This window comes from Streptomyces sp. NBC_00076 (assembly GCF_045041235.1).
In the GTDB taxonomy this organism is placed as follows: domain Bacteria; phylum Actinomycetota; class Actinomycetes; order Streptomycetales; family Streptomycetaceae; genus Streptomyces.
The window spans coordinates 9577388-9604279 of the sequence record NZ_CP108242.1 but is presented as its reverse complement, the minus strand read 5'-3'; the positions used below and the strand labels follow the sequence as shown (position 1 = coordinate 9604279).

Below are 26892 nucleotides of genomic sequence, written 5' to 3'. Positions count from 1 at the left end.
CGGGAACGCTTGGAGGTCGACGAAAGCTCCGCGGTTACCGGAGGTGAGTTCCCGACACCCCTTCCGCGGTCAGCCGGAGGACTCGGTGAGCATGCGCCAGCCGGGCGTGTAGTTGCCGTGCAGCACGAGGGACGCGGCACCGACCGCGCCGACGGTGTCGCCCATCACGCTCTGCTCGACAGCGATGGGGCGGATGGCGCGGGCGACGGAGGTGCTGTTGACGGCCGTGTCGATCTCCTCTCGCACGATGTGCTCGATGCCGCGCAGCCCCTCGCCTCCGAGGACGACGCGGCTGACATCGAGCACGCTGACGGCGCCCCGGGCAGCCTGTCCGATGCGGCGGGCGGCGTGGCGTACGACGTCACAGGCCGCCGCATCACCCGTGCGGGCGGCCCGGCGGAGCAACTTCCAGTCGCCGTGCAGGGTTTGGGGGTCCACGGCCAAGCCGATACGGTCGGCGGCGGCCTGTCCGTGGCGGCGTACCAGGTCGTCGATGATCGCGGCCGGGCTGCAGTAGGGGCCGAGGCAGCCGGTGCCGCCGCAGTGGCAGACGCGGTCCCCCGGTTCGACGGCCATGTGGCCGAACTCCCCCGCGTTGCCCGAATCGCCGTGCAGGACGGTGTTGTTGAGGACGATGCCGGCGCCGATGCCGGTGCCCAGGTAGAGGAACAGGAAGCTGCCCGCCCTGGCCTCGCCGCCGATCCAGCGTTCGCCGATGGCGGCGGCGGTGGCGTCGTTGTCCAGGGCCACGGGCATGCCGGTGGCCTCGGCGAACATCTCGATCAGCCGGACGCGGTCCCAGCCGGGTAGGTTCGGCGGGGAGATCACCGTACCGGTGGAGCTGTCGATCGGTCCGGGAGCGGCGATGCCCAGACCGAGCAGTCGGGCGGGGTCCACGGAGGACCGGTCGACGAGCCGGAGAGCCGCACGGGCCACCCGTCGCACGACGTCGGTCGGCTCGCTGGGGACGGTGAGCCTGATGCGACGGGTGGTGATCGCCTCACCTGCCAGGTCGACCAGGACGATGACGGCCGCGTCGGGGTCGAGATGGACACCGAGCGCGTAGGCCCCCTCGGGACGGGCAGCCAGCAGAGTGCGGCGTTTGCCTCCGCTGGAAGGGGCGTGGCCGGTCTCCGTGACCAGGCCGGCGTCGAGCAGCTTACGGACGACGTTCGAGACGGTCTGATTGGTCAGGCCGGTCAGCTCGGCCAGTTCGACACGGCTCACCGGCCCTCGGGTCCGGATCGCGTCCAGGACGACGGCCTGGTTGTACCCCCCGACCCGGGGCAGATTCGTGCCGCCGAGCATCGTCACCTGCCGCTCCTCACGCTTTTCGTTCCTCCACGACGGGCATCGACGCGAGTCGAGATGCACCCTTTGCGCTGCCTCATGACCTATGCCCTGTATGCGAAGAACGGCGATTCATGGCGAAAGTTTACACGGCTGATGCGTTGACTTAATCAATCAATTGGATTTAGCTGACGCCACCAGGCCGGGCACACCGAGCCAGGTCGCGCGGGGTGGAACCAAGCGGACCCCTCGTTCGAACTGCCCGCAGCCCACGCCTCAGTCGCGGCTTTCCCAAGGTTTTCCCCTCAGGTTTCGCGTTCCGGAGGAACCACCGTGCGTTCGAGACTCATCGTTGCCGCAGTCCTCACCACCGCCACTGCTCTGACCGCCTCGGGCTGCGGTTCCGGCTCCGCCGAGAGCACCGCAAAATCGATCAAGGTCGTCTACTGGCAGAACCTGGACAGCAAGAACAAGCTCCAGGCCAACCACCTCGCCTCGATGGTGAAGCAGTTCACCAAGGCCAACCCCGGCACCAAGGTGACCCTCGTCCCGGTCACCGCCTCCGAGAACGACTACTACACCAAGGTCCAGCTCATGATGCGGTCCCCCGCGACCGCCCCCGACCTCGTCTACGAGGACACCGCGCTGATCAACTCCGACATCGCGAGCGGCTACCTCAAGCCCCTCGACTCCTACCTCGCCGGCTGGAGCGACTGGTCGCAGTTCGCCTCCGCCGCCAAGGTCGCGGCGCGCGGTGCCTCGGACGGCAAGACGTACGGCGTCCCGGACGGCACCGACACCCGCGGGATCTGGTACAACAAGCAGCTGTTCGCCAAGGCCGGGATCTCCGTGCCCTGGCAGCCGAAGACCTGGGACGACATCCTCGGCACCGCCAGGAAGCTCAAGGCCAAGCTGCCCGACGCCATCCCGATGAACCTCTACACCGGCACGGCCGGCGGCGAGGCGTCCTCGATGCAGGGCTTCGAGATGCTGCTGTACGGCACCCCGGCGGGCGACAAGTCGCTGTACGACGCGAGCCAGAAGAAGTGGGTGGTGGGCAGCAAGGCCTTCAAGGACGCGCTGTCCTTCGTCCACACGGTGTACGGCGACAAACTCGGCCCTCCGGTGGACCAGGCACTCGGCGCCAACTTCGGCACCGCCGTCGGCACCGAGCTGATCCCCGAGGGCAAGCTCGCGATCGACATCGACGGCTCCTGGATGCCCAACAACTGGGGTGCGAGCAGCGCCAAGCCGTGGAGTGACTGGCAGACGGTGATAGGCACCGCCGCGATGCCCACCCAGAACGGCCAGGCACCCGGCAAGACCAGCATGTCCGGCGGCTGGGCCTGGTCGGTCCCGGCGAAGGCCAAGAACCCGGATCTGGCGTTCAAGTTCCTCACCACGCTGGAGACGAAGGCCAACCACGCGCAGTGGAACGCCCAGAACGCCAGCATCGCCGTCCGTACGGACGCCTCGAGCGACCCGACGTACGTCAACTCCGTTCCGACCAACAAGTTCTTCACGGACTTGGTGCGCTACACCCACTTCCGGCCCGGACTGCCGGCCTACAACCAGGTCTCGACCGCGATCCAGAAGGCCATGGAGTCCGTGACCACCGGCCAGGCGTCGCCCGACAAGGCAGCGGCCGGCTTCGACAGCGATGTGAAGGCCGCCGTCGGCGACGACAAGACGGTCAAGGGCGCCTCGTGACCGCACTGACGTCAGCGCCCCGCAAGGCCGGTGACCACCACCGGCCCGGCGGGGCGCCCCCCGCTGCCGTCCGCTCCCTGCTGCGCGGCCTGCCGATGCTCCCGTCCGTGGTCCTGCTGGCAGTCTTCCTGGCGGGCCCCATCGCGTACTGCGTGTACTACGCCTTCACCGACATGCAGCTCACCGGCGCCACCGGCACACACCTGGTGGGCCTGGACAACTTCACTCGGGCCTTCGGTGACTCCGACTTCCTCAACGCGGTCTGGCTGACCCTGGTGTTCGTGGTGGGCTCCGCCGTCATCGGCCAGAACACCCTGGGGCTCGCGCTGGCCGTCCTGATGGAACGGGCGGACAAGCGGGTACGGGCGCTCACCAACGGTGTCGTCATCGCCGCGTGGGTCCTGCCCGAGGTGGTCGCCGGCTACCTGATGTACGCGTTCTTCTACAACCAGGGCTCGCTCAACTCGATTCTCGCCGCCCTGCACCTGCCGCAGCAGAACTGGCTCTACACGATGCCGATCCTGGCCGTCTGCCTGGCCAACGTCTGGCGCGGCACGGCCTTTTCGATGATGGTCTTCTCCGCCGCCCTCAACGACGTTCCCCAGGAGCTCGTGGAGGCGGCCGAAATGGACGGCGCGAGCCCCTGGCAGCGGCTGTGGCGGGTGGTCCTGCCGGTCATCCGGCCGTCGATCCTGACCAACCTGATGCTGATCACGCTGCAGACGCTCTCCGTCTTCGGCCTCATCTACACCATGACCCGCGGCGGGCCCGGCAACAAGAGCGAGACCCTGCCCATCTTCATGTACCAACAGGCCTTCCAGAACAGCCTCATCGGCTATGGCACCGCCATCGCCCTGGTGCTGTTGGTGGTCGGTGCCCTGTTCTCCCTCGTCTACATCCGGCTGCTCAAACTGGAGGGCGACTGATGACCGTTCTCACGCCCTCACGTGCCGCGTCCGGTCGGCGGACCGCCGTCGCGGCCCCGCGGGCCTCACGCCGACGGCGCTCCCTCACCGGCCGCATCGCGGTCAACGCCGTCCTGTTGGCGGTGTCGGTGACGTACGTCCTGCCGCTGCTGTGGATGCTGCTCGCCTCGGTCTCGGACACCAACAGCTTCCGGCTGGACTGGCCGTCGTCGCTCACCCTCGGCAACTTCGACGCGGTGCTCAACGCCGACACCACCTTCCGGCCCCTGCTCAACAGCCTGCTGCTGTGCGGATTCGCGACCCTGACGACGGTGACGGCGTCCTTCCTGGCCGCCTATCCGTTGTCCCGGTACCGCTCCCGTCTGCGCCGGCCGTTCCTGTACACGATCCTGTTCTCCACCGGTCTGCCCATCACCGCCGTGATGATCCCGGTCTACAGCATGTTCGTGCAGGTGAACCTCATCGACTCGGTGCCCGGCACGACGCTGTTCCTGGCCGCTTCCGCGCTGCCGTTCGGGATCTGGCTGATGAAGAACTTCATGGACGGCGTGCCCCTCGTGCTGGAGGAGGCCGCCCGGATCGACGGCGCCAACACCCCGCAGGTGCTGTGGCGGGTCGTCCTGCCGCTGATGCGGCCCGGCGTCGTCGTGGTCACCATCTTCACCTTCATCGGCATGTGGGGGAACTTCTTCGTCCCGTTCATCCTGCTGCTGTCCCCGGAGAAACTCCCCGCGTCCGTCAGCGTGTTCACCTTCCTCAGCGCCCACGACCAGACGCAGTACGGGCAACTGTCCGCCTTCTCCATCCTGTACTCCCTCCCCGTCGTCATGCTCTACCTGCTGCTGGCCCGCAGGCTGGGCGGCGGCTTCGCCCTCGGCGGCGCGGTCAAGGGCTGATCGCCCTCACCCGCATGCCACCCCCGCCCGTCTAGGCCCCGCTGGAGAAGACAGTCCATGCACAACGACCGTGACGTCACCGAGCAGCGGCTCACCCGAGTGCTGAACGAACGCATACGGCCCGCCGTCCACGCCCGGTCGATCCCGCTTCGGGTCGAGGTCTGGGACGTCCCCGGCGAGCCCGCGCCGGTCAGTGACGGCCTGACGGCTCCCTACCGTCCGGCGCAGGTCGGCGACCGGTGGGGCCCCGCCTGGTCCACGAGCTGGTTCCGGGTCGGCGGCGTGATCCCGGACGACTGGGCCGGGCTGCCCGTCGAGGCCGTGCTCGACCTGGGTTTCTCGACCCACTCCCCCGGCTTCTCCGCCGAGGGCCTGGTCTACCGGGCCGACGGCACCGCGGTGAAGGCGCTCAACCCGCTCAACACCTGGCTGCCGGTCACCGAATCGGCCGTCGGCGGCGAGGAGTTCGTCCGGTACGTCGAGGCCGCCGCCAACCCGGTCGTCATGCACGTCGCCCCCGGCCACGTCACCTTCGGTCCCACCGCGGTCGGCGGGCGGGCGCCCTGGTTGCGGGAGGCGAACGCCGACCCGGGCGAACCTCTCTACCGGCTGCGGCGGTTGGACCTGGCGGTCGTCGACCGGACGGTCCACGAACTCGTCCAGGACCTGGACGTACTGGGGCAGCTGATGCTCGAACTGCCGGTGGACTCCACCCGCCGCTGGCAGATCCTGCGGACGGTCGACCGCGCCCTGGACGCCGTCGACCTGCAGGACGTCGGCGGCACCGCCGAGGCGGCGCGCGAGGTGCTGGCTCCGGCACTGGCCGCGCCGGCGAGTGCCGGCGCGCACCGGATCTCCGCGGTCGGCCACGCGCACATCGACACGGCCTGGCTGTGGCCGCTGCGCGAGACGGTGCGCAAGGTGGCCCGCACCGTCTCCAACGTCACCCAACTCATGGACGACCACCCCGAGTTCCGGTTCGTGATGTCCCAGGCCCAGCAGCTCGCCTGGCTCAAGGAGCACCGTCCCGAGGTCTACGCCCGCGCCCAGGAGAAGGCGAGGACCGGCCAGTTCCTGCCCACGGGGAGTCTGTGGGTGGAGCCCGACACCAATCTCACCGGCGGCGAGTCGCTGGTCCGCCAGTTCGTCCACGGCAAGCGGTTCTACCTGGACGAGTTCGGCGTCGAGACTGAGGAGATGTGGCTCCCGGACACCTTCGGCTACAACGCGGCCCTGCCGCAGCTGATGAAGCTGGCCGGGGTGCGCTGGTTCCTCACCCAGAAGATGTCCTGGAACACCACCAACAAGTTCCCGCACCACACCTTCTGGTGGGAGGGCATCGACGGCACCCGCATCTTCTGCCACTTCCCGCCCGTCGACAGCTACAACGGGGAGTTGTCCGGCGCCGACGTCGCCCACAGCGAGCGCAACTTCCAGGACAAGGGCGCCGCCGACCGCTCACTGATCCCCTTCGGCTACGGCGACGGCGGCGGCGGCCCCACCCGCGAGATGCTGGCCCGCGCCGCCCGGCTGGCCGACCTGGAGGGCTCGGCCCGGGTCGCCGTGGAGGGACCCGCCACGTTCTTCGCCCGCGCGCACGCCGAGTACGAGGCGAACGGCGGCGCGCCGGTGTGGTCCGGCGAGCTGTACCTGGAGTTCCACCGTGGCACCCTGACCAGTCAGCTCGCCACCAAGCAGGGCAACCGGCGCAGCGAACACCTGCTGCGGGAGGCCGAGTTGTGGGCGGCGACCGCCGCCGTGCGGCACGGGCACCCGTATCCGTACGAGGCCCTGGACCGGCTGTGGAAGACGGTGCTGCTGCACCAGTTCCACGACATCCTGCCGGGCACCTCGATCGCCTGGGTGCACCGGGAGGCCGAGGAGACGTACGCCGCCGTCGCCCGGGAGCTGGAGCGGATCGTCGGGGACGCCCAACAGGCCCTCGCCGGGCCCGCCGGCGGCACGGTCGTCTTCAACGCCGCCCCGCACGCACGCGGCGGCGTCCCGGCGCTCGGCGCCGCGCTGCGCACCGAGGAGCGCGACACGCCCGTGCCGCCCGTCGCGGACGGTGACGGCTTCGTCCTGGACAACGGCCTGGTCCGGGTGACCGTCGACCGCCAGGGCCTGGTCACCTCCGCCTACGACCTGACCGCCGACCGCGAGGCGCTGGCGCCCGGCACGGCGGCCAACCTGCTCCAGTTGCACCAGGACTTCCCCAACCAGTGGGACGCCTGGGACATCGACGTCTTCTACCGCAACACCGTGCGTGACCTCACCGACACCGAGTCGGTCACCGCGGCCGACGGCGGTGTCCGCGTCGTCCGTGCCTTCGGGGCTTCCCGCATCGAGCAGACCCTGACCCTGCCGGTCGGCTCGCGGCGGTTGCTGATCGACACCGTGGTCGACTGGCACGAGCGGGAGAAGCTGCTCAAGGCCGCCTTCCCGCTGGACGTACGCGCCGCGCACTCCACCGCCGAGATCCCCTTCGGACACGTCGAGCGCCCGACCCACACCAACACCAGCTGGGACGCCGCCAAGTTCGAGATCTGCGCCCACCGCTTCCTGCACGTCGGCGAGCGTGACTGGGGTGCCGCGCTGGTCAACGACTCGACGTACGGCCATGAGGTCACCCGTGACGTCCGGTCCGACGGCGGGACGACGACCACGGTCCGGCTCTCCCTGCTGCGTGCCTCCCGCTTCCCCGACCCTGACGCCGACCAGGGCACCCACCGGTTCAGTTACGCCCTGGTGGTGGGCGTCGGCATCGCCGACGCCGTCCGTGAGGGCTACCACCTGAACCTGCCCGAGCGCGCGCTGCCGGGCAGCACGCCCGTTGTTCCCCTGGTCTCGGTCGACCACGAAGGGGTGGTCGTCGAGGCCGTGAAGCTCGCCGACGACCGGTCGGGCGATGTCGTCGTCCGCCTCTACGAGGCCCTCGGTGTCCGTGCCCGCGCCACCCTCACCACCGGGTTCCCCCTCGCCTCCGCGACGGCGACGGACCTGCTGGAACGCCCCCTCGACGACACCACGAGTCATCAGGTGACGGACGGCGCCGCCCGGTTGCGGCTGCGCCCGTTCCAGATCCTCACCCTCCGTCTGAGCCCGCGGGCGACCGGCGACGCCTCGGCCGGCTGACCGAGCCCGTCACCCCGACACGCGAGATCCCACGCGCAGGAACTCCGACAGACCCGTCAGGAGCCGGTCGACGTCCTCGGTGTCGTTGTAAGGCGCGAGGCCGACGCGCAGGCCACCGGAGTCCCCGAGGCCGAGCCGACGGGACGCTTCGAGGGCGTAGAAGGTTCCGGCGGGCGCCTGGACACCGCGGTCCGCCAGGAAGCGGTACGCGTCCGTCGTGCTGTGTCCCTCGAAGGTCAGCAGCACGGTGGGGGTCCGGTCGGCAGCCCGGGAGTGCACCGTGACCTGTTCCAGGGCGGACAGTCCCTTGTCGATCTGCCCCCGCAGGAGCCGCTCGTGCGCCTCCAGCGCCGCGTAGGCGGCGGCCAGCCGCTGACGGCGGGTACCCGTGGCGCTCGCGTCGAGGCCGGCCAGGAAGTCGACCGCGGCGCGGGTGCCCGCGAGGAACTCGTAGGGCAGCGTGCCGAGTTCGAAGCGTTCGGGGACGACGTCCGTGGAGGGCAGCAGCTTGTCCGGGTGCAGGCTCTCCAACAACCGCGGGCGGGCGGCGAGGACGCCGTGGTGCGGGCCGAGGAACTTGTACGGGGAGCAGACGAAGAAGTCCGCGCCGAGCTGCTCGATGTCGACCAGGGAGTGGGCGGTGTAGTGCACGCCGTCGACGTAGAGCAGCGCACCCACCTCGTGCACCGCACGGGACATCACGGCGGTCGCGGGCCGCGTGCCGATCAGGTTGGAGGCGGCGGTGACAGCGACCAGGCGGGTCCGTTCGGAGAGCACGGCGCGGATGTCCTCGACGGTCAGCTCGCCGGTCGCGGGGTCGAAGTCGGCCCACCGCACGACGGCACCGGCCTGCTCGGCGGCCTGGATCCAGGGGCGGATGTTGGAGTCGTGGTCGAGGCGGGTGACGATCACCTCGTCGCCGGGCGACCACGTCCTGGCGAGGGTGCGGGAGAAGTCGTAGGTGAGCTGGGTGGCGCTGCGGCCGAAGACGATCCCGGTCGGGTCCGTGCCCAGCAGATCCGCCATGGCCCGGCGGCTCTCGGAGACGACGGTCTCGGCGTTGCGCTCCCCCGGCGTGATGTGGCCCCGGTTCGACAGCGGCTGCGCCAGCACGTCGGCGATGGCCTGGATGACGGGCCTGGGTGTCTGGGTGCCGCCGGGTCCGTCGAAGTGGGCGATCTGGGCGCTCAGGGCGGGGAACTGCGCGCGGAGGGCGGCTACGTCGTACGTCACGGGAAGCTCCTGTCGGTGCTCGGGCGCGGCCGGGGGTGGCGGCCGACCGGGACCTCGTCGAGGCGATCACGACGGTAATCGACGACGGCGACAGGCCGCGTCGGTGACAGGAGGTGGGACCACAGGCGGGTGTGCGGCGAGTCGGGTAGCCGTACCGCGTCGAGGGCGACGTGTCGCGTCGCCCTCGACCTCGACGTGCCGCGGCCGGCCCGCGGGGTGACCCGACGCCCCGCGGGCCACGGGTTCAGCGCAGGGCGCCCTTGGTGGCGTCGGCGATGAACCCGCGGGCGAAGAAGGTGAACACCAGCACCAGCGGGATCACCGACAGCAGCACTCCGGACATCACCATGCTGTAGTCGGTGGAGTGGCCGGCGTACAGCTGTGCCAGCGCCACCTGGAGAGTGAGGCGGTCCGGGTTGACCAGCATCACCAACGGCAGGATGTAGTCGTTCCAGGCGGCGATGAAGGTGTAGATGCCGAGGAACGCCAGGGCAGGGCGGACACACGGCAGCACCACGTGCCAGTACAGGCGGAAGAACCCGGCACCCTCGATCCGGGCGGCGTCCAGCAGTTCGTCGGGGACACTGCTGGTCGTGTACTGGCGCATCCAGAAGATGCCGAAGGCGTTGGCTGCGGCGGGCACGATGAGCGCCTTGAGCGTGCCCAGCCAGCCCAGCTGCACCATGATCTCGTACTGCGGGATGATCGCCAGCTGGGTCGGCAGGATGTACATCGACAGCAGCAGACCGAACAGGAACTTCTTCGCGGGGAAGTCGTACTTGGCGAAGGCGAAGGCCGCCAGCGAGTCGAAGAACAGCACCAGCAGGGTTGTACAGACAGCCACGGTCATCGTGTTGAACATCGACCCGAAGAAGTCCATCTTGTCGAACAGGTGCTGGATGTTGGTCGTCAGGTTGTCGCCGAACCACAGCTTCGGCGGATAGCGGTAGATGTCCTGCGAGGTGTTCGTCGCCATGACGACGATCCAGTAGAACGGGAACACGGAGATGACGACACCTGTCATCAGGACGAGGTGGACGCTCAGCCCCCGGAGCCGGTTGCGGTTCTGGCTGTTCACGGCCGTCGGTCCTTTCGCTGCACCAGGCGCCAGTTGATGAGGACGATGAGCAGGATCACCAGGAAGAACGCCCAGACGATCGCGGCTCCGTAGCCGAAGTCGTTGTTGTCGAAGGCCTGGTGGTAGAAGTACAGGAGCGTGGTCAGTCCCGCCTGGCCCGGACCGCCGGAGTTGGGATTGGTGGACGCCTCACTGCCGAACAGCACCTGGGGCTCGGTGAAGCTCTGCAGGCCGGTGACGGTGGAGATCACCACGGTGAACAGGATGATGGGCCGTAGCAGCGGGATCGTGATGGAGAAGAAGATCCGTACCGGGCTGGCCCCGTCCATCTTGGCGGCCTCGTAGAGCTCCGACGGGATCGCCTGCAGGCCGGCCAGATAGATGATGGCGTTGTAGCCGGTCCACTGCCAGGTCATCAGCGCCGCGATCACCAGCTTGATCGTCCACTCGTTGCTCATCCATGGCACGGCCGACATGTGCAGCGACCTCAGGATGGCGTTGATCAGGCCGAAGTTGTTGCTGAAGATCGCGCCGAAGAAGATCGCGATGGCCACCAGTGAGGTGATGCTGGGGATGAACAGGGCGACCCGGTAGAACGCCGTGAGTCGCTTGGTGGAGTTCACCAGCACCGCGAGCACCAGGGCGAGGAAGAGCATCGGCACGGTGGACAGCACCCAGATGAACAGGGTGTTGCGGACGGACAGCCAGAACACCGGGTCGTCCCACAGGAAACGGAACTGCTGGAACCCGACGAAGTGCATGTCCCCGATGCCGTCCCATTTCTGGAACGCCAGATACACCGTGTAGAGCACCGGGAAGAGCATGAAGACCGAGAACAGCAGGTAGTACGGCGAGATGGCGAGGTACTGCGGCCAGTACCTGCCGGTCCGCCGCCGCGGCCCGCGTGGCGTCCCGGCCGACACCGGCCGGACCCGGCGGCCGTGCCGCCCCGGACCGCGCGGGCGGTCCGGGGTCGGCCGGTCGGTGGGCCCGGCGTCGGATCCGGGGGTCGGCCCGGTGGGGGCCGGCCCGGCTACCGGGCTTGACGACATGTCACTTCACTCCCTGACGCTGGGCGATCTGCTTGGCCTGGCTGACCGCGTCCTTCCAGGCCTGGTCGGGGTCCTTGCCCTTGGCCTCGATGCTGGTCAGCTCGCTGAAGTAGGGAGCGGAGACCGCCGCGTCGGCGGGGGCTTCGAAGACGCTGGGGATCTTCTCGGCCGCGGGGCCGAAGATCTCGATGGTCTTCTGGCCGCCGAAGAAGGCGTCGCCCCCGGTCAGTGCCGGCAGCTTGTACGCGGCAGGGGCGGTCGGGAACAGGGCCGCGTCGGTGAAGCCGCGGGCCTGGTTCTCCGGGTTGAGGATCCAGCTGATGATCTTGAAGGCCTCTTCGGGGTTGCCGCTGGTCGCGGGGATGGCCAGGAAGGACCCGCCGAGGTTGGACGGCCCGCCGGGCAGGCTCGCCACCCGCCATTTGCCCTTGGTGCCCGGGGCGGCGTTGCTGATGTCCAGCGCGTGCCAGGCGGCGCCGATCTCGGTGCCCAGGGTGCCTCCGCTGATGGCGGCGTTCCAGGTGTTGTCGTTGATCTTGGCGTCGATGCCGAGGGTGTAGGGCTTCACGGCGGTGAGCCAGGCGGCGCGGATGTGGTCCTGGTCGCCGATGAACTTGTTGTCCTCGTCGATGAACCGCTTGCTGCCCTGGCCGATGGCCATCGAGAACACCGAGCCGATGTTGTTGACCAGGTAGGTCTTGGGTATCGCCTTGTGCAGCTCGACGCCGGCCTGGAAGTAGTCGTCCCAGGAGGCCAGCTCGGAGGAGACCTTGGCCGGGTCGGTGGGCAGCCCGGCCTTCGCGAAGAGGTCCTCGCGGTAGTACGTGGCACAGGGGCCGATGTCGATCGGGAAGCCGATGAGCTTGCCGTCCTGGCTGGTGGCCTGCTTCAGCTTCCACGACAGGTACTGCGGGACCAGCTTGTCCGCGCCCACGGTCTTCAGGTCGATGAAGCGGTTGGCGTTGGGCAGGAACGAGGCGATGTCCTCGCCCTTGATGCCGGTGATGTCCGGGGCGGACTGCGCGGCCCTCAGGCCGGTGAGCAGCTTGGTCTTGAAGTCGCCGCCGACCACGGAGGTCTTGAGGCTGATGTCGGAGAAGTGCTTCTTGGAGTCCGCGACGACCTTGTCGCTCAGGCCACCGGACCAGTACCAGAGGGTGAGGTTCTTGCTGTCCTTGCTGCCGCTCGACCCGGAGCCGCCACCGCACGCGGCGGTGGCACCGGCCGTGGCGGCCGTCAGTACGGCGGCCTGAAGGAATCGTCTGCGGGAAAGGTCCACGATCTTCTCCTAGTTTTCGGCATGTCCAGCAAGGACCTGTGAGTCGTGGGAGTACGAGGGGAGCGGCGGGGGCCGGGTGGCCGGAGAGCGTCGGCGTGGGTTGAACTCTTCAGCCACCCGGGGTGTTCGACCGGGTCCTCTCAGACGGTGCCGATGCGTCCGTGGCGGCGGAATGCGCCGTTGGTCTGCTTCGGCCGACCGGAGTGGGGTCCGGACCTGGGCTCCGAATTACGCAAGAGAGTGCACCCGGTGAGCAGGTTTGACAAGGGTCAAGCATGAATCGAGACATTCATGCGCGACTTTGCTTGAGTTTGGCGGGTTGGCGAGTATGGTCTGCCGCATGCTCCCTGACCGAAGACATCAGCTGATCCTGCGCGCCCTGCGCGCGGGCGGGCCCGCCACGGTCGTCTCTCTGGCCGAAACGGTCGGAGCGAGTCAGGCCACCATCCGCCGCGACCTCGCACAACTGGAGGACGAGGGCCTGCTCAAGCGGGTCTACGGCGGTGCCGCCCCCGTCGACGACGAGGACGACCCGTTCGCCGACGTGGCCGCGGTCCGGGTCGAGGCCAAGGACGCGTTGGCCGCATGGTGCGCAAACCTCGTCAGGGACGGCGAGACCGTGCTGCTCGACATCGGCACCACGGCCCACCGGGTGGCCCGCCATCTGCACGGCCGGTCCCTGACGGTGATCACCAGCAATCTGGCCGTCTACGAGGAGCTCCAGGACGACAAGGCCGTCCAGCTGATCCTGCTGGGCGGTGTGGTCCGGCGGGACTACCGCTCACTGGTGGGCTTCCTCACCGAGGACAACCTGCGGCAGATCCACGCCGACCGACTGTTCCTCGGCACCAGCGGGATCCGCCCCGACGGCCAGGTGCTGGACACCACCGCCGTCGAGGTCCCCGTCAAACGGGCGATGATCGCAGCCAGCGCCCAGGTGGTCCTGCTGGCGGACGCGGGCAAGTTCCCCGGCACCGGAATGGCCCGGGTGTGCGGGCCCGAGGAACTGGACGTGGTGGTCACCAACGCGTCCGCGGACGAGAAGACCTGCGGCCGACTGCGCGAGGCGGGAGTCGAGGTGGTCGAAGTATGAGACTGACGATCCTGGGCGGCGGTGGCTTCCGGGTTCCGCTGGTCTACCGGGCGCTGCTGGGCGACCACGGCGAAGGACGGGTCACCGAGGTGACCCTGTACGACCTGGACGCCTCCCGGCTGACGACCATCCGCAAGGTCCTCGCCGACCAGTCCGCCGGGCACCGTGACCCGCCCGTCGTCACGATCACCACCGACCTGGACGAGGCGGTCACCGGAGCCGACTTCGTGTTCTCCGCCATCCGTGTCGGCGGGCTCGCCGGACGAGCGGCGGACGAGCGGATCGCCCTGGAGGAGGGCGTGCTGGGCCAGGAGACCGTCGGTGCGGGCGGCATCTCGTACGGGCTGCGCACCATCCCGGTGGCCCGCGAGATCGCCCGTCGCATCGCCGCCCTGGCGCCCGACGCCTGGGTCATCAACTTCACCAACCCCGCCGGCATGGTCACCGAGGCGATGACCGCCCACCTCGGTGACCGCGTGATCGGGATCTGCGACTCCCCGGTGGGTCTCGGCCGCCGGGTGGCCGGGGCGCTCGACGCCGATCCGGCCCGCGCCCGCCTCGACTACGTGGGCCTGAACCACCTGGGCTGGTTGTGCGGCCTGCACGTCGACGGCCGCGACCTGCTGCCCTCCCTGTTCGCGAACGAGGCCGCACTGGCCTCGTTCGAGGAGGGCAAGCTCTTCGGCCCGGACCTGCTGCGCACACTCGGCGCGCTGCCCAACGAATACCTGCACTACTACTACTTCAACCGGGAGTCGGTCGACTCCGCGCGCGCCGCCGAGCAGACCCGCGGTGCCTTCCTCCACTCCCAGCAGCAACGCTTCTACGACGCCATGGGCATCGCCCACGCCGAGCCGCCCGCACCTCGCGCGGCCTGGAACGCCTGGGACGCCACACGTCTGGAGCGCGAGACCACCTACATGGCCGAGAACCGCGAGGCCGTCGGCATGGGCGAACGGGACTCGTGCGACCTGGAATCCGGCGGATACGAGCAGGTGGCTCTCTCCCTCATGCGTGCCATCGCCCTGGACGAACGCGCCACCCTCATCCTCAACGTCCGCAACCGCGGCCGGATCCCGGTCCTGGACGACGACGCCGTCATCGAGGCCCCCTGCCACGTGGACGCCAACGGCGCCCGCCCCATCTCCGGAGCCCCGCTGCCCGACCACGGCACCGGCCTGGTGTGCGCGGTCAAGGCGGTCGAGCGCGCGGTCATCCACGCCGCCACCACCGGCGACCGCGCCCACGCGGTCAAGGCACTGACCATCCACCCGCTGATCGACTCGTACGCCGTCGCCAAGCGCCTGTTGGACGCCTACCAGCGGCACTTCGCCGAACTCGCCTACCTGAACCGCTGAACCGACGCACCCGCGCCATGTGGCGCGGCGCGGGGCAGGAAGCGGCGTGCCGCAAGGAGTCACGCAGGACGCCCAGTTCACGGATTCTGCGGTCCAGTTCCTCCGCTTTCGCTTTCGCCTTCGCCTTCGCCTTCGCCTTCGCCTTCGCCACGAGCATCCGGCGGTCCAGGTGCGGCTGTCCGTCCGGTGCGAACACGCGTGAGATCTCATCGAGCGAGAACCCGGCGGTCCGCCCCAACGCGATCAGCGCCAGGCGCTCCAGCACGCCGGGATCGTACTGTCGGCGCAGGCCCCGCCTGCCGACCGAGGTGATCATCCCCTTCTCCTCGTAGAACCGCAGCGTCGAGGCGGGAACCCCGGCGAGTTGAGCCACCTCGGCGATATCCAGATCCAGGTCTGTCATCCTCTTGGCCTCAAGTCGACTTGAAGTAGCACGCCGTCATCTCGGCACGATGAAGGCAAGCACGGGAGGCGATCATGGACAACGCGCGCAGAGCCACTGACGGACAGGCAGCCCGTTGGAAGGGGCCCGCCGGTCACGCCTGGGTGGAGGGGCAGGCGCTGTTGGACGGGCTCCTCAAGCCCTTCGAGGACCTGCTCGTCGAAGCGGTGGCCGCCGAACCCGGGGAGAACGTGCTCGACGTCGGCTGCGGCACCGGCGGCACGACGTTGGCCGTCGCGGAGCGGCTCGGTCCGGCAGGCGGCTGCGTCGGCGTCGACATCTCGGAACCCATGATCACCGCCGCCCGGACGCGTGCCGAGCAGGCGAACGCGCCTGTGTCCTTCATCCAGGCCGACGCCCAGGAGCACGCGTTCGAACCCGCCGCCTTCGACGCCGTCATCTCGCGCTTCGGCGTCATGTTCTTCGAGGACTCGGTCCGCGCCTTCTCGAATCTGCGCCGCGCCGCCCGGGACGAGGCCCGGCTCCGGTTCATCACGTGGCGCGGCCCTGCGGAGAATCCGTTCATGACCACGGCCGAACGCGCCGCGGCACCGTTCCTGCCGGAACTCCCGGCCCGACGACCGGACCAGCCGGGGCAGTTCGCCTTCGCGGACCCGGGCAGGATCCACCGCATCCTGACGGAGAGCGGGTGGGCCGGGATCGACGTCCAGCCGGTCGACGTGGCGTGCACTCTGCCCGAGAAGGAACTGGTGGGTTACTTCACCCGGTTCGGACCTCTCGGTCTGATCCTGCCCGAGACGGACGAGCGGACCCGAGCACAGATCGTCGAAACGGTCCGCGCCGCGTTCGACACCTTCGTGCAGGGCACGGAGGTCCGCTTCACCGCGGCCTGCTGGATGGTCGGCGCCCGGGCGTCAGCCGCGTCGAACGATGCAGCCACCTGAGCGGGCGGCAGAGTCAACGCGTCACGAACTGAATCCGGGTCGACCGCGTGAACTGTGACAGGAGCACGATTCCGTCCAGCGTGAGTCGTCCTCCGAAGACATCGGCGATCCTGGTCGCGCCGCCGCATTCCGCCCGGGGCATGCGTCGCTCACGCCCGACCACAGCCCGCACGCGGTACCAACGGCGGACATCGCTCGTTCTCCCTACGTCGCATCTCGGGCGGAACCGGCACATTCAGTGCACATCCACAGCCACAGAGCGCGAGATCGGCAAGCGGCAAGCACGGAGTATGCGCCCCTGAGCCGACCGCTCTGTCCCACCGTGCTACGCACAGGCGCATACTGGAGGGGATGACAAAGCCAGCTGCACCTAAGCGCTATTTGCCAACCAGCCCCTTCAAGGCCCCGGCCACGCCGACTCCCAAGCAGTTCGCCGTCGGAGACCGGGTCACACACGACATCTACGGCCTCGGCCGGGCGATCGCCGTCGAGGAAGGCATCGCGGTGCTCGTGGACTTCGGTTCGATGCAACAGCGAATCATGAGTCCCTACACCAAGATGAGCAAGCTCTGAAGCCACTGTGCCGGTCAGAGCACGCCAGAACTGCTCCCTGCCCCTGTAACGATTGGAAGACTTCTCATCGACCTCACCTCGCTGTTCTCCGCGCCGGAAACGGCGCCGCACTCTGCCGCTGCCGCATCCCCTCCTCCGGCGACGAACCCCTTCCAGGCGCCGGGCTTCGGGGATGACGACAGCTTCCCGCCCGAGGAGGGGCACACATCCGCCTCGGGCATGGGTACGGCGTAACGCAGGGCGCAGTAGCTCCGACCAGCGACAGTGGCCTCGACAGTCGGCCACTGGCCGCTCCATGCCCGTTTTCGCCCTCTGGCCACCGTGCAGGCCGGCCCTTCGGGTGAGGGGTCGCTCCCGAGCGGTCGTCACGGGAGGTTCTTGCAACGGGCACGCTGCGTGTACATAGCGCGCGCGGGGCGATGCGCGCGAAGTCGTTCCTTCCTGCCCCGGTGTCGCACTCGCGTCGGCATGCCCACTGCCGACCGCCGCTCTGGCACGGGCCATGAGCGCAAGGCCCGCCCATGAAAGCGAGCGCCCGGCACCCCGTAACCCGTCGGAAGCCTTGTCGCCCCGCGGCAGGAATCTGGACTCGCAATCGAACTGCGCAATCGAACTGAACTCGGTTGGCCCTACAGTTGGAGGATCGCCCGAGCCGCGGGTAGAGGACTCCGCCCCGTACGTGCCCAACGGCCGGACGGGCGGCGGGCGACTGCTACGCACCTCCGGCACGCGACCGAGCACCCGCCCCGGCACCGTGGGCCACAGTGCGATACGGGCGCCGCGCCGCCTCGCTTCACACTCACCGGCCGAGGGCTCTCGCGACCTGGCGTCCCCTCAACCCCCTTGCTCGAGATACGGCTCCCTCATAGCCTGATTTTGTGCCGCTAATAAACAAAGCCCGAACGCACAACGCCGTGCCGGGCGACTCCCTCACCCGGCTCCGCATCGCCCTCACTGTCTTCTTCGCCCTCGACGGGTTCATCTTCGCCGGCTGGGTCGTGCGTATCCCCGCCATCAAGCACCAGACCGGCGCCTCGGCCAGCACCCTCGGTCTCGCCCTTCTCGGCGTATCCGCCGGCGCCGTCGTCACGATGACGCTCACCGGCCGCCTCTGCCGCCGCTACGGCAACCACCAGGTCACCGTCATCTGCGCCGTCCTGCTCTCCCTCAGCGTCGCCCTGCCCCCGCTCACCCACTCAGCGCTCGCACTGGGCGCCGTGCTGCTGGTTTTCGGCAGCGCGTACGGCGGGATAAACGTCGCGTTCAACAGCGCCGCAGTCGACCTGGTACGAACCCTGCGGCGGCCCATCATGCCCAGCTTCCACGCCGCGTTCAGTCTCGGCGGCATGGTCGGCGCCGGACTGGGCGCGCTGGTCGCCGGAGCGCTGTCCCCCACGCAACATCTGCTCGGCCTCACCGCGATCGGACTGCTCGTCACCATGCTCGCGGGCCGCACGCTGCTGCGCATCCAGCCCCCGCCGCCACCGGAGAACGCGCCGCAGTCGACGTCCGCGCCGCGCCGCCTGGGACCCCACACCCGCGCGCTCGTGATCACTTTCGGTCTGATCGCCCTGTGCACGGCTTACGGCGAGGGAGCCCTGGCCGACTGGAGCGCCCTGCACCTGGAACAGGACCTCGACGCCACACCGGGCGCGGCGGCTGTCGGCTACTCCTGCTTCGCGCTCGCCATGACCATCGGCCGCCTGGCGGGCACCCGGCTGCTCGAACGTCTGGGCCAGACACGCACCCTGGTGGTCGGCGGCACGACCGCTGCGGTCGGCATGCTGCTCGCCGCGCTCACCCCCTTCCTGTGGGGCGCGCTCGTCGGCTTCGTGATCACCGGGCTCGGCCTCGCGAACCTCTTCCCCGTCGCCGTGGAACGCGCCGGCACGCTGGCCGGCCCGGACGGAGTCGCGATCGCCTCCACGCTGGGTTACGGCGGCATGCTGCTCGGACCACCCGCCATCGGATTCATGGCCGACTGGTTCTCCCTTCCGGTCGCGCTGACCAGCGTCGCCGTGCTCGCGGCGGTCGCCACCGTGATCAGCCTCGCCGTCCGCCCCGCGCCCCCGGCCGGGCAGACCCCGGGACCTCCCGCCTGAGCACTGGCCGACCACCAGAGACCCGCGACCAGTCACCAGGCACGGCATCCCCCTGAAGGCCCCCTGGAGCACGCTCCATCCGGCACACTCACCCCATGGAGACTGCCGAGTTCGTAGCGATCCTGGGCCGGGAGGGCCGGTCGCTGGCCGACGCCGCCGAGCAGGCCGGCACCGACGCGAAGGTGCCGACCTGCCCGGAGTGGCAGGTGAGCGATCTGCTGCGACACACGGGCATGGTGCACCGTTGGGCGGCGGCGTTCGTCGCCGAGGGCCACACCTCCTACCACCCCGACGGAGGCCTGCCCGACCTGGACGGCGCCGCGTTGCTCACCTGGTTCCGGGAGGGACACGGACGGCTCGTCGACACGCTCACCACCGCCTCTCCCGACGTCCGGTGCTGGCATTTCCTGCCGGCCCCGTCGCCGCTCGCGTTCTGGGCCCGTCGGCAGGCGCACGAGACGACCGTGCACCGCTTCGACGCCGAGTCGGCCAGGGGCGGCACCCCCACCGAGATCGGCCCCGCCTTCGCGGCGGACGGCATCGACGAACTGCTGCTCGGCTTCCACGCCCGCCCCAAGAGCGGGGTGCGCACACCGGAGCCCCGGGTTCTGCGGGTGCGGGCGACGGACGCGGACCGTGCCGTGTGGACCGTACGGCTGTCGCAGGAGCCGCCGGTGGCGGAGCGGGGCGATGCCGGACCCGGCGAGGACGCCGACTGTGAAGTGGCCGGACCCGTCGCGGAGTTGTATCTCGCACTGTGGAACCGGCAGCCGTTTTCCGCCGTGACCGGTGACGCCTCGGTCGCCGAGTTGTGGCGTGAGAAGTCGGCCGTGACCTGAGCCCCGCTCAGCTCGAAGCCAGCATCCTCGTCAGCACCGCGCGCTGGACCGGCAGCACGTCACCGTGCAGCGCGCGCCCCTTCTCCGTGAGCGCCACCCGCACGCCCCGCCGGTCCTCCGCGCACATCGCGCGCTCGACGAGCCCGTCCTTCTCCAGCCGGGCGATCAACCGTGACAGCGCGCTCTGACTGAGGTGGACCCGCTCGGAGATCTCCTGCACGCGATACGCGCACACGCCGTCCACGGGGCTCCCCTCGGACAGGACGTCGAGTACCTCGAAGTCGCTTCCGCACAAGCCGTGTTGATGCAGTGCGCGGTCGAGTTCGCACTGGGTGCGCGCATGCAGCGCCAGGATCTCCCGCCACTGCTCCGCGAGCGCACGCTCGGCCTTCTTCGCCGCCATGGGCGCACCGTAGCAGAGAAGAGAATTTGTTGCACCAGAATTAAATGCGTTTGCATTCGATGCAGGTGCATGTAGCCTCTTACGCCATGACCTCTCCGCTCACCACCTCCGCGGCCGCGTCCCCGACGGTCCGCTGGACACCCCGGCTGTGGGGCACCCTGCTGGTGCTCTGCGCCGCGATGTTCCTGGACGCGCTGGACGTGTCGATGGTCGGCGTCGCCCTGCCGTCGATCGGTGCCGATCTCGGCCTGTCGACCTCGACCCTGCAATGGATCGTCAGCGGCTACATCCTCGGCTACGGCGGCCTGTTGCTCCTCGGCGGACGGACCGCCGACCTGCTGGGCCGGCGCCAGGTCTTCCTGATCGCCCTCGGTGTCTTCGCGCTGGCCTCGCTGCTCGGAGGGCTCGTCGACTCGGGCCCGCTGCTGATCGCCAGCCGCTTCATCAAGGGCCTGAGCGCGGCCTTCACCGCACCGGCCGGCCTCTCGATCATCACCACGACGTTCCCCGAGGGCCCGCTGCGCAACCGCGCCCTGTCCATCTACACCACCTGCGCGGCCACCGGCTTCTCGATGGGCCTGGTACTGTCCGGCCTGCTCACCGAGGCCAGTTGGCGCCTGACCATGCTGCTGCCCGCGCCCATCGCCCTGATCGCCCTGGCCGCCGGACTGAAGCTGCTGCCGCGCAGCGCCCGCGAGAAGGACCACAACGGCTACGACATCCCCGGCGCCATTCTCGGCACCGCTTCGATGCTGCTGCTGGTCTTCACCGTCGTCCAGGCACCGGAGGTCGGTTGGACCTCGGCCCGCACCCTGTTGTCCTTCCTGGCCGTCGCCGTCCTGCTCACCGTCTTCGTCCGGGTCGAGCGGCGCTCGGCGGGCCCGCTGATCCGGCTCGGCGTGCTGCGGTCCGGCACCCAGATCCGGGCCCAGCTCGGTGCGATGGCCTTCTTCGGCTCGTACGTCGGTTTCCAGTTCCTCGTCACCCTGTACATGCAGTCCCTGCTCGGCTGGTCGGCGCTGCACACAGCGCTCGCCTTCCTGCCCGCGGGCGCGCTGGTGGCACTGTCCTCGACGAAGGTCGGCTCCGTCGTCGACCGGTACGGCACCCAGCGGCTGATCGCGGCGGGCTTCGCGCTGATGGTCGTCGGGTACGCGCTCTTCCTCCGCGTCGACCTCGACCCCGTGTACGCGGCCGTCATCCTGCCGTCGATGCTGCTCATCGGCGCGGCCTGCGCCCTGGTCTTCCCGTCGCTCAACATCCAGGCCACCAACGGCGTCGAGGACCACGAGCAGGGCATGGTCTCAGGGCTGCTCAACACCTCGGTGCAGGTGGGCGGCGCGATCTTCCTCGCGATCGTGACGGCCGTGGTGACCGCGGGCGCCCCCGAGAACGCCACCCCGCAGGCGGTCCTCGACAGCTACCGGCCCGGACTGGTCGTGGTGACGGTGGTCGCCGCGGCCGGGCTGCTGATCACTCTCACCGGTCTGCGGACCACGCGACGCGCACAGCCGTCCGTCGTGGTCGCCAAGTCCACCCTGAAAGACACGGAGACGGAGCGCGTTCCCGTACGCGACTAGGGGGGCCGTCTTCGATGCCGTGCGCCCGGCGGGGCCTGCTTGCCCGCCGGGCGCACGGCTGTGAGACTTCCGGGATGGAGACCTACGGGGGACGGCGCGGTCAGAGTGAGCGGGACGCGATCACCGTCGAGATCGGGTACGCGCTGTGCAGCGCGGTGTTCGCGGCGGCGGTCCTCTTCGGGGCCGTGGCCGGTCCGGCGCTGCTGTTCGAACTGCCGGACACGGTGGAGCTTTTGCTGGTCCGCGCCGGACTGGTGCTCGCGCCCGTGATCTTCCTCGCCCGGGTCGTCAGCGTGCTGGTCCGTTTCCGGACGGCGCCTCAGCCCAGCCAGCCCGGGCGCACCAGCCCCGACTCGTAGGCCAGCACGACGAGTTGGGCCCGGTCGCGGACGGCCAGCTTGACCATCGTGCGGCTGACGTGGGTCTTCGCGGTGAGCGGGCTGACGACCAGACGGCGGGCGATCTCCTCGTTGGACAGGCCGATGCCGACCAGGGCCATCACCTCCCGCTCCCGCTCGGTGAGTTCGGCGAGGGCGTCGGCGGCGGCCGGTTCCTTGGAGCGGGCGGCGAACTCGGCGATCAGCCGCCGGGTGACGCCGGGTGAGAGCAGCGCGTCGCCACCGACCACCGCCCGTACGGCGCGCAGGAGTTCCTCCGGTTCGGTGTCCTTGACCAGGAATCCGGAGGCGCCCGAGCGGATCGCCTCGAAGACGTACTCGTCGAGTTCGAAGGTGGTGAGCATGACCACCTTGACCTGCTGGAGCGCCGTGTCCTCGGTGATGCGCCGGGTCGCGGCCAGGCCGTCGAGGAGCGGCATGCGGATGTCCATCAGGACGACGTCGGGGCGCAGTTCGCGGACCTCACGCAGCGCCTCCTCACCATCGGAGGCCTCCCCCGCCACCTCGATGTCCGGCTGGGCGTCGAGCAGCGCCCTGAAGCCGGCCCGCACCAGTGACTGGTCGTCGGCGAGCAGCACACGGATCACCGGTCCTCCTCCTTGACCTTCGACGGCAGCACCGCCAGCACCCGGAACCCTCCGTCGCCGCGGGGGCCCGCCTCGATCGTGCCACCCAGGGCGGCGGCACGCTCCCGCATTCCGGCCAGACCGTTGCCGCTGCCGCCCGCCTCGGCCCCGGTCGCCGGTCCGTCGTCGTCGATACGGAGCCGTAGCGCCCCGCCGTCGTGATCGAGCCGCACCCGCGCGTGCCGTGAACCTGAGTGCCGTACGACATTGGTGAGGGCCTCCTGGACGATACGGAAGGCCGCGAGGTCCGTCCCGGGCGCGAGGCGGGGCGGTTCGCCCGCGACCTCGACCGTGAGGCCGGCGCCCGCCGCCTGCTCCACCAGCTCGGGCAGCCGGTCCAGGCCGGGGGCCGGCGCACGCGGCGCGTCTCCGGGCGTGCGCAGCGTGTCGAGGACCTGACGGACCTCGCCGAGCGCCTCCTTGCTCGCCGCCTTGATGGTGGTCAGCGCCGTGCGCGCCTGTTCCGGGTCGGTGTCGAGCAGCGCGAGGCCGACGCCCGCCTGCACGTTGATGACCGAGATGCTGTGCGCGAGGACGTCGTGCAGCTCACGGGCGATGCGCAGCCGCTCCTCGTCCGCGCGCCGACGGGCCGCCTGGGCGCGCTCGGCCCGCTCGCGGGCCCACTGCTCACGTCGGGTGCGGGCGAGTTCCGACACCGCGACGATCGCCACCGCCCAGGTCGCGACCACGATCTCCTCGCCCCAGGAGGCGGCCGGGTCCCCGGAGGGCGGCAGCCACCGGTACAGCCAGTGCGCCACCAGGACGTGCCCGACCCAGAGCATCCCCAACGCCGCCCACGCGGCCCTGCGATGCCCCGAGACGACGGCGCTGAAGCAGGCCAGGGCGACGGCCAGGAACACCGGCCCGTACGGGTATCCGGCGCCCAGGTAGACCATCGCCGCGGCCGCCGTGCCGAACACGACGACCACCGGATACCGCAGCCGCCACAGCAGCAGCACCGAGGCCACCACCAGGAGCAGCCGCGCGAACGGGGTGAGGGCCGCCCGCTCGCTCTCCTGTACGTGCGCCGCGAAGGTCGAGCCGACGAGCACGAACACGGTGAGCAGCAGGGTGGAGAGCCAGGGCCACCGGCCACTTCGCTCCCGCTCGTCCCAGCGGTTCCACCACGCCGGCCCGCTGCGCCACCACCGGGGCGGCCCGCTGCCGCCTGCGGACTTCTCGTGCTCGTCCATGACGGCCACGCTAGACGCCCACCGGTCCCGGTGGCGTCCGCCGAGCGCGGTGATCACACGTACTCCCGGCGAAGTACGCCGGGCCCGCCCCGCCCGTTCCGGCGGCTCACCCCTGGGGGGTGTCCACCAGCCCCACGCTGTGGGCGAGGCGGGTCACCGCGTGCCGGAAGAAGGGCTCGCGGTCCTCGACGACCCGGTTGAACTGTCCGAAGAGCTCGAACCCGATCAGCCCGAACAGCTCGGCCCAGGCCGCGACGAGCGCCGCCAACGCCTCCGGCGGGAGGTCGGGGGCGAAGTCGGCGGCGATCCGCTCGGCCTCGGGCCGCAGTTCGGCGGGCAGCGGTGTCATGGCGAGACCGGAGCCCTGGTGCGCGTCGCGGACGATGGCGATCAGGACGAGGCCGGTCCGGGAGGCGGCCGGGAGCGTGGTCTGCGGCGCGGTGTAGCCGGGCACCGGCGATCCGTAGATGAGCGCGTACTCGTGCGGACTTTCGAGCGCCCAGGTGCGCACGGCCTCGCACACCGCAGACCAGCGCCGGACGGGCCCCGCGTCGGCGGCATCCGCGTACGCCCCTTCCGCGCGCTCGCCGACGGAGTCGTAGGCGTCGATGATGAGAGCGGTGAGCAGGTCGTCGCGACTGGGGAAGTAGCGGTACAGCGCGGAGGAGACCATGCCGAGTTCGCGGGCCACGGCACGCAGCGAGAGCTTGGCGGCGCCTTCGGCCGCGAGCTGTCTGCGCGCCTCGTCCTTGAGGGCGGCGGTGACTTCGATCCGGGCGCGGGCTCGGGCGCCGCCTGGGGTGCTGCTGCTCATACGGCTCAGTGTCCCATGAAATCAGAGCAGTGCACACAAAAGAGAGCACTGCTCTTGCTTTGGAGCACCGATCTCGTACACACTGTTCTCAAGCGAGAGCAGTGCTCTCGGAAGCGGTGAGAGCTCCGCTCTCTCGAACACGTGGGAGTCACCATGTCGACATCGTCGCCGTACTACCTCCAGGGCAGCCCGATGGCCATCCGGCTCAACAGCGTCATCGGCTGGCTGGCCCGGCACGGATTCAGCCTCGCCGGGACGGCCGAGATGTCGGTCCGCGGCCGCAAGAGCGGACAGATGCAGCGCATCCCGGTCAACCCACACACCTACGAGGGCGGGCAGTACCTCGTCTCGGCCCGCGGCCATTCCCAGTGGGTGCGCAACATGCGGGCGGCCGGCGGCGGGGAGCTGCGAGTGGGCCGCAAGGTGCGCGCGTTCACCGTGGTGGAGGTTCCCGACGCGGAGAAACTCCCGATCCTGCGGACCTACCTGGAGAAGTGGGGCTGGGAGGTCAACCAGTACTTCAAGGGCGTCACCGCCAAGTCCACCGACGAGGAACTCGTCGCGGCCGCCGGCGACCACCCGGTCTTCCGGATCACGGTCACGAAGTGACCTCGCCGCCCGAGGTTCCCGAGGTTCCCGAGGCGTCCGCGGGCCGCGGGCCCATCGCGGTCAGCGCACGCTGGGCGAGCGGATGCACGCGGACGAGCTCGCCCAGTGACGTGGCACCGCGCGTGACGTCCATGAACGCCTTCCAGGCCGGACGGAAGCCGGTGAGGGCCGCGTGGAACAGGCCAGGACGCCGCTCGAAGAGCGTCAGCATGCTCTTGCCGACGCTCATCTCGACGCCGAGCCCCGCCTTGATCGCGAACGCGTAGTTCAGCGCCTGACGGCGGGTGTCCACCGCGTCGTGCGCCTCCGCGATCCGCACCGCCCACTCCCCCGCGAGCCGGCCCGAGCGCAGCGCGAACGAGATGCCCTCACGGGTCCACGGCTCCAGCAGCCCGGCGGCGTCCCCGCACACCAGCACCCTCCCGCGCGACAGCGGCGAGTCGTCGGCACGGCACCGGGTCAGGTGGCCGGAGGAGATGCTCGGTTCGAACCCGGCCAGACCCAGGCGCCCGATGAACTCCTCCAAGTACCGCTTGGTGGCCGCCCCTTCGCCGCGCGCCGAGATCACCCCGACCGTCAGCGTGTCGCCCTTCGGGAACACCCAGCCGTAGCTGCCGGGCATCGGCCCCCAGTCGATGAGCACCCGCCCCTTCCAGTCCTCGGCGACCGTCTGAGGCACCGGGATCTCCGCCTCCAGGCCGAGGTCCACCTGGTCGAGCTTGACGCCGACATGAGCCCCTATGCGGCTCGCGCTGCCGTCCGCGCCGACCACGGACCGCGCGAGCACGGTCTCGCCGCCCTGCAGGACGACCGCGACCGTGCGCCGGTCCGGCACGGACGAGCCGTGCTGCTCGACGCGCTGGACGGTGACACCCGTGCGCAGTTCAGCGCCCGCCTTCTGCGCGTGCTCGACCAACTGCTGGTCGAACTCGGGCCGGTTGATCAGCCCGAACAGCATCTGCCGGGAGCGGCGGGTCCTGGTGAAGCGGCCGTTGTTCGAGAAGGTGACCGCGTGCACGCGGTCCCGGAACGGCAGCTCGAAGCCGGGTGGCAGGGAGTCGCGCGAGGGGCCGATGATGCCGCCGCCACACGTCTTGTACCGGGGCAGTTCGGCCTTCTCCAGCAGGAGCGCGCGGCGTCCCGCGACTGCCGCCGCGTAGGCCGCCGAGGCGCCCGCGGGGCCCGCGCCCACCACGACGACGTCCCACACCCGCTGCCCGTCGCCCGCCGAAGAGTCGTCCGCCGAAGAGTTCTCGCTGCTCACGATGGTCTACTGCTCCCGATCAAACCGCTGCCGCACCTGTCCCTCCGCATCCTACGGCGGACGTCGCCGCAGCCCACTGTGGGAGGATCTACGG

At 69.9% G+C, this 26892-nt stretch carries 24 protein-coding genes; 13 read left to right on the top strand and 11 right to left on the bottom strand.

Going from position 1 to position 26892, the window contains the following annotated elements; translation table 11 throughout:
- Positions 1 to 69 precede the first annotated feature (69 nt).
- Positions 70 to 1308 (bottom strand): ROK family protein, encoded by a 1239-nt coding sequence (locus OHA64_RS43050; protein WP_405624351.1) that lies wholly within the window; start codon positions 1306 to 1308, stop codon positions 70 to 72.
- A gap of 315 nt (positions 1309 to 1623) precedes the next feature.
- On the opposite strand from OHA64_RS43050, the gene OHA64_RS43045 reads away from it, so the two are divergent.
- From OHA64_RS43045 to OHA64_RS43030, 4 genes are all read left to right on the top strand, one after another.
- Positions 1624 to 3000: an extracellular solute-binding protein gene (locus OHA64_RS43045; RefSeq protein ID WP_405622639.1), complete on the top strand. Its 1377-nt coding sequence runs from the start codon at positions 1624 to 1626 to the stop codon at positions 2998 to 3000.
- A gap of 95 nt (positions 3001 to 3095) precedes the next feature.
- Complete coding sequence (locus OHA64_RS43040; protein WP_405624350.1) at positions 3096 to 3926, top strand: carbohydrate ABC transporter permease; 831 nt, start codon at positions 3096 to 3098, stop codon at positions 3924 to 3926.
- Entirely contained in the window at positions 3926 to 4822 is an 897-nt protein-coding gene (locus tag OHA64_RS43035) for a carbohydrate ABC transporter permease (protein ID WP_405622638.1), read from the top strand. Before OHA64_RS43040 ends, OHA64_RS43035 begins: the two co-directional genes overlap by 1 nt.
- Positions 4823 to 4879: 57 nt before the next feature.
- Positions 4880 to 7957 (top strand): alpha-mannosidase, encoded by a 3078-nt coding sequence (locus OHA64_RS43030; RefSeq protein ID WP_405622637.1) that lies wholly within the window; start codon positions 4880 to 4882, stop codon positions 7955 to 7957.
- Between the two features lie 9 nt (positions 7958 to 7966).
- Here the strand turns inward: OHA64_RS43030 and OHA64_RS43025 are convergent, their stop codons facing one another.
- From OHA64_RS43025 to OHA64_RS43010, 4 genes are all read right to left on the bottom strand, one after another.
- On the bottom strand, positions 7967 to 9190 hold the full coding sequence (locus OHA64_RS43025; RefSeq protein WP_405622636.1) for a cysteine desulfurase-like protein: 1224 nt from the start codon (positions 9188 to 9190) through the stop codon (positions 7967 to 7969).
- Positions 9191 to 9434: 244 nt separating this feature from the next.
- Complete coding sequence (locus tag OHA64_RS43020) at positions 9435 to 10268, bottom strand: carbohydrate ABC transporter permease (protein WP_405622635.1); 834 nt, start codon at positions 10266 to 10268, stop codon at positions 9435 to 9437.
- A complete protein-coding gene (locus OHA64_RS43015; protein ID WP_405622634.1) occupies positions 10265 to 11320 on the bottom strand; it encodes a carbohydrate ABC transporter permease in 1056 nt (351 codons plus the stop codon). The genes OHA64_RS43020 and OHA64_RS43015 overlap by 4 nt, the downstream gene beginning before the upstream one ends.
- 1 nt (position 11321) lies before the next feature.
- Positions 11322 to 12599: an extracellular solute-binding protein gene (locus tag OHA64_RS43010; protein ID WP_405622633.1), complete on the bottom strand. Its 1278-nt coding sequence runs from the start codon at positions 12597 to 12599 to the stop codon at positions 11322 to 11324.
- Positions 12600 to 12939: 340 nt separating this feature from the next.
- Between OHA64_RS43010 and OHA64_RS43005 the strand changes: the two genes are divergently transcribed.
- Both OHA64_RS43005 and OHA64_RS43000 read left to right on the top strand, forming a co-directional pair.
- Entirely contained in the window at positions 12940 to 13692 is a 753-nt protein-coding gene (locus OHA64_RS43005) for a DeoR/GlpR family DNA-binding transcription regulator (RefSeq protein ID WP_405622632.1), read from the top strand.
- Positions 13689 to 15050: a 6-phospho-beta-glucosidase gene (locus tag OHA64_RS43000; RefSeq protein WP_405622631.1), complete on the top strand. Its 1362-nt coding sequence runs from the start codon at positions 13689 to 13691 to the stop codon at positions 15048 to 15050. The genes OHA64_RS43005 and OHA64_RS43000 overlap by 4 nt, the downstream gene beginning before the upstream one ends.
- Here the strand turns inward: OHA64_RS43000 and OHA64_RS42995 are convergent.
- Complete coding sequence (locus OHA64_RS42995; protein ID WP_405622630.1) at positions 14944 to 15453, bottom strand: helix-turn-helix domain-containing protein; 510 nt, start codon at positions 15451 to 15453, stop codon at positions 14944 to 14946. The two genes, OHA64_RS43000 and OHA64_RS42995, sit on opposite strands and share 107 nt — an antisense overlap.
- A gap of 74 nt (positions 15454 to 15527) precedes the next feature.
- Here OHA64_RS42995 and OHA64_RS42990 point away from each other — a divergent pair, with 74 nt between their 5' ends.
- The 4 genes from OHA64_RS42990 to OHA64_RS42975 all read left to right on the top strand — a co-directional run bounded on the left by OHA64_RS42990 (position 15528) and on the right by OHA64_RS42975 (position 19911).
- A complete protein-coding gene (locus tag OHA64_RS42990; RefSeq protein WP_405622629.1) occupies positions 15528 to 16397 on the top strand; it encodes a class I SAM-dependent methyltransferase in 870 nt (289 codons plus the stop codon).
- A 351-nt stretch (positions 16398 to 16748) separates the two neighbouring features.
- Positions 16749 to 16970, top strand: coding sequence for a hypothetical protein (locus OHA64_RS42985; RefSeq protein ID WP_405622628.1), 222 nt, complete (start codon positions 16749 to 16751; stop codon positions 16968 to 16970).
- 914 nt (positions 16971 to 17884) lie between these two features.
- Entirely contained in the window at positions 17885 to 19072 is a 1188-nt protein-coding gene (locus OHA64_RS42980; RefSeq protein ID WP_405622627.1) for an MFS transporter, read from the top strand.
- A 95-nt stretch (positions 19073 to 19167) separates the two neighbouring features.
- Positions 19168 to 19911, top strand: coding sequence for a maleylpyruvate isomerase family mycothiol-dependent enzyme (locus OHA64_RS42975; RefSeq protein WP_405622626.1), 744 nt, complete (start codon positions 19168 to 19170; stop codon positions 19909 to 19911).
- A gap of 7 nt (positions 19912 to 19918) precedes the next feature.
- On the opposite strand, the gene OHA64_RS42970 is transcribed toward OHA64_RS42975, so the two are convergent.
- Positions 19919 to 20314 carry a MarR family winged helix-turn-helix transcriptional regulator gene (locus OHA64_RS42970; protein ID WP_405622625.1) on the bottom strand — a complete coding sequence of 132 codons (396 nt, stop codon included), beginning with the start codon at positions 20312 to 20314 and terminating at the stop codon, positions 19919 to 19921.
- Positions 20315 to 20400: 86 nt separating this feature from the next.
- Between OHA64_RS42970 and OHA64_RS42965 the strand changes: the two genes are divergently transcribed.
- Together OHA64_RS42965 and OHA64_RS42960 are read left to right on the top strand one after the other, a co-directional pair.
- Positions 20401 to 21894, top strand: coding sequence for an MFS transporter (locus tag OHA64_RS42965; protein ID WP_405622623.1), 1494 nt, complete (start codon positions 20401 to 20403; stop codon positions 21892 to 21894).
- A gap of 74 nt (positions 21895 to 21968) precedes the next feature.
- A complete protein-coding gene (locus tag OHA64_RS42960; RefSeq protein WP_405622622.1) occupies positions 21969 to 22253 on the top strand; it encodes a DUF6332 family protein in 285 nt (94 codons plus the stop codon).
- On the opposite strand, the gene OHA64_RS42955 is transcribed toward OHA64_RS42960, so the two are convergent.
- The 3 genes from OHA64_RS42955 to OHA64_RS42945 form a co-directional block, all read right to left on the bottom strand.
- Entirely contained in the window at positions 22214 to 22879 is a 666-nt protein-coding gene (locus tag OHA64_RS42955) for a response regulator (RefSeq protein WP_405622621.1), read from the bottom strand. The genes OHA64_RS42960 and OHA64_RS42955 overlap by 40 nt on opposite strands.
- Positions 22876 to 24111 (bottom strand): sensor histidine kinase, encoded by a 1236-nt coding sequence (locus OHA64_RS42950; RefSeq protein ID WP_405622620.1) that lies wholly within the window; start codon positions 24109 to 24111, stop codon positions 22876 to 22878. Before OHA64_RS42950 ends, OHA64_RS42955 begins: the two co-directional genes overlap by 4 nt.
- A 106-nt stretch (positions 24112 to 24217) precedes the next feature.
- Positions 24218 to 24925, bottom strand: coding sequence for a TetR/AcrR family transcriptional regulator (locus OHA64_RS42945; RefSeq protein ID WP_405622619.1), 708 nt, complete (start codon positions 24923 to 24925; stop codon positions 24218 to 24220).
- Between the two features lie 153 nt (positions 24926 to 25078).
- Here OHA64_RS42945 and OHA64_RS42940 point away from each other — a divergent pair, with 153 nt between their 5' ends.
- A complete protein-coding gene (locus OHA64_RS42940; protein ID WP_405622618.1) occupies positions 25079 to 25534 on the top strand; it encodes a nitroreductase family deazaflavin-dependent oxidoreductase in 456 nt (151 codons plus the stop codon).
- Here OHA64_RS42940 and OHA64_RS42935 read toward each other — a convergent pair.
- The gene (locus OHA64_RS42935) at positions 25524 to 26798 is read right to left on the bottom strand and encodes a geranylgeranyl reductase family protein (protein WP_405622617.1); all 1275 of its coding nucleotides are present in this window, start codon (positions 26796 to 26798) and stop codon (positions 25524 to 25526) included. The genes OHA64_RS42940 and OHA64_RS42935 overlap by 11 nt on opposite strands.
- Between the last annotated feature and the right edge of the window lie 94 nt (positions 26799 to 26892).